The following is a 2701-nucleotide window of genomic DNA, read 5'->3' on the forward strand; positions in this document are numbered from 1 at the left end:
TAAAACGCACCAGCTCCGTAGTAGCTCACGAAGGGTTTACTATCAATCAACAAAAGACCCGAATCCTACGGAAATCCCAGCAGCAAGAAGTAACAGGAATTGTAGTCAACGACCATCTCAATATTTCCAGAAAACAATTAAAACGCTTCCGTGCCACCCTCTATCAAATCGAAAAAGACGGTCCAGACAGCAAACACTGGGGAAACTCCAGTAATGTAATCGCAGCGATTCAAGGCTATGCCAACTTCATCGCCATGGTCAATCCCGAAAAAGCAGCCCTCTTTCAAGCACAAATCCAACGCATCAAAGAAAAATGGTTATCTAATAGGGATTAGGTATCAGCTTACCTTATTTTTGAATTAAGAATTAAGAATTAAGAATTAAGAATTAAGAATTAAGAATTAAGAATTAAGAATTAAGAATTAAGAATTTGTAATTCTGCATTCTACATTCTACATTCTACATTCTACATTCTACATTCTACATTCTACATTCTACATTCTACATTCTACATTCTCCATTCTCCATTCTGCATTCTCCATTCTGCATTCTCCATTCTCCATTCTCCATTCTCCATTCTCCATTCTGCATTCTGCATTCTTAATTCTGCATTCTGACAGACAACTTTGGCCTTTCGGCCACGCGATCGCGTTCAACTAACTACCGCTTACCTTGTAAATTTATCACCTCCTTATGTACACTCATACCAATCTGAAGAGACTGATTAAGTAAGCGACCATACTCACCAGTTTCCTCACTCAGCTCAAAAGCCATCAAAGTAGCAAAATTATCATCAAGATTGCTTAACAATACCTGACGACTGTCAATTAAATTATCATGACTTCTGATTAAATTTTCTACTTGTAAAGCATTCACTAAACTTTGTTTAGTAATAGCTAGAGAGTCAATAACTTTTTTACGGCTTTCAGATTGTTTCAACTCAGTACTTGACCCCTCAATCGCCTCTATCCGTTCAGCTAACTCAATCGCTTTAATCACACCATTATAGTTATCAACCTGATCCATTAACCTAACCAAAGACTTAATTCGCTTCCCTTGTTTATATAAATATACATTCCCAATCACTATTCCTGACACAAACAATCCCACCAATAGACTAAATAGCCCCGTTGTCCCAGCCTGGTCTTCAGGCAAATTGCCAGAATTTTTCATAAAAATCAGGATTGGAGGCAAAAATAAAATTAAACTCAGACCCAATATAAATATCTCAGTTAACAGAACCGATAACATATGCTTAGGCTTCTTAAAGATAAACCCCCGACAAAAATCAATAGCCACAAGCTTAGCAAAATTCAGATCTACCAGGTTTCTGATATCTTCTGACGTAATCTGTAAATTCCCTAAATTTGATGACATATCATCTCGCTCCTGTTACACCATTTTCTGATATCTTTAACCAATCCCAATCACCCACCAGTCAGTAGTGAAAATCACACCGCGAATAAATCAAGTCCTCTTACTTCCACCCAAGCAATCCCATCCGTTATCGATAGAATAAATAGCGCTGCGGGCAGCGCTATAGCTGCCACAAGTGTGGCTTCAAAACAACAAATCAATAGTAAGCCTTAACCCCAACCCAGCACTTTACCAATTAACTCCAACAAATGCAGATAAAAATTACTCTCTAGCTCGCGAAATACGGCAAAAGGTTCCCCAGGATCTCCGAAAAATGGTCTGAGGGTCCATCCCAATTGGCTCCCAACAAATCCATACAGCACTAACCAAGCTTTAAGAAGTCTAGTGCGAGATTTGTTTTCTTCAGCTTCTTGCTCAGTGATCAATCCCATGCATTGGTAAAACACATTGACACCAATTAACCCAGTGATGCCAAATATTACTATATTTAAGAGCTGAAAAAATGTATAATCATCAATCGAGAGACGGAAAAAGAGAGTGATAGGAGCAAAGCCAAATAGCATCACACTAATCACAGATGTCGCCGCCAAAAGCAAAGCTAGGTACTGCCCAAAACTACGTTTAGAGCCTGAGCTAATCTCATAAAAATATAAAGTCGGTAAACAAATCAACAGCGTTAACAAGTATAGCGCCGGTAATTTGATAGCTGAAGAGATAATCTGGAGAGGGCTACTAAACGAGCCGATAATTGCACCATAAATCCCAAAAAATGCCGAGCTGGCAATTAATAAAGAGATAATTTTGATATCAATCCTAATCCCTTGGTCAACCTCCTTCAGGAATCTTTCGCGATCGCCCAAAAACTCCATCACTATAGTAAAGTGGTTCATGACTTACCCCTAGTTAAAATTTAAAGCTACAAAATACAGTTAGCTATAGGAGCATGTCACTTATGCAGAAAATTTGGACTAAAACTATAGCCCCCTCATCGGTTTTAGCTTGCTCTGATAGTACCTATAGCAATCCTACTAAATCATTTTTTCAATCAGCAAAATAGGAAATCCTTGCTGGGCAAGGGTTATAGCGATTCGGCCACTATATTTCACGAATCAGATCGGATTGCTATAGTTCATATGTTCTACAACTTTGACCTGCTCCCTTCACTTAGTCCCAGACAACAACCCATAACGAATCAACCCCCGGCGATACCCTCGACTCATCAACCCCATCGACAGTGCCGCTTCCACAATTTTCCAATTACTATTGAGCAACCCTAAAAGCGCTTTCGGCTCAAAAGCAGAATCAATCACAATATCCCAAAACG

The 2701-nt window shown here is 39.1% G+C and carries 2 protein-coding genes and 2 pseudogenes; 1 reads left to right on the plus strand and 3 read right to left on the minus strand.

The features are described from left to right. A pseudogene (locus tag F6K38_RS39045) lies at positions 1–335 on the plus strand (RNA-directed DNA polymerase); the annotation flags it as partial. 325 nt (positions 336–660) lie between these two features. Here the strand turns inward: F6K38_RS39045 and F6K38_RS39050 are convergent. The 3 genes and pseudogenes from F6K38_RS39050 to F6K38_RS39060 form a co-directional block, all read right to left on the minus strand. Continuing rightward, positions 661–1377: a hypothetical protein gene (locus tag F6K38_RS39050; protein ID WP_008184811.1), complete on the minus strand. Its 717-nt coding sequence runs from the start codon at positions 1375–1377 to the stop codon at positions 661–663. A 209-nt stretch (positions 1378–1586) separates the two neighbouring features. Next, a complete protein-coding gene (locus F6K38_RS39055) occupies positions 1587–2267 on the minus strand; it encodes a hypothetical protein (protein ID WP_008184809.1) in 681 nt (226 codons plus the stop codon). A 270-nt stretch (positions 2268–2537) separates the two neighbouring features. Beyond that, positions 2538–2701 (minus strand): annotated as a pseudogene (locus F6K38_RS39060) (methyltransferase domain-containing protein); the annotation flags it as partial.

Origin of the sequence: Moorena sp. SIO3B2 (genome assembly GCF_010692525.1) — a bacterium.
Classification (GTDB): Bacteria; Cyanobacteriota; Cyanobacteriia; order Cyanobacteriales; family Coleofasciculaceae; genus Moorena; species Moorena producens.

Excerpts from the sequence above, each read along its gene's own strand:
- F6K38_RS39050 (WP_008184811.1), bottom strand. The coding sequence starts at position 1,377 with ATGTCATCAAATTTAGGGAATTTACAGATTACGTCAGAAGATATCAGA.
- F6K38_RS39055 (WP_008184809.1), bottom strand. The coding sequence starts at position 2,267 with ATGAACCACTTTACTATAGTGATGGAGTTTTTGGGCGATCGCGAAAGA.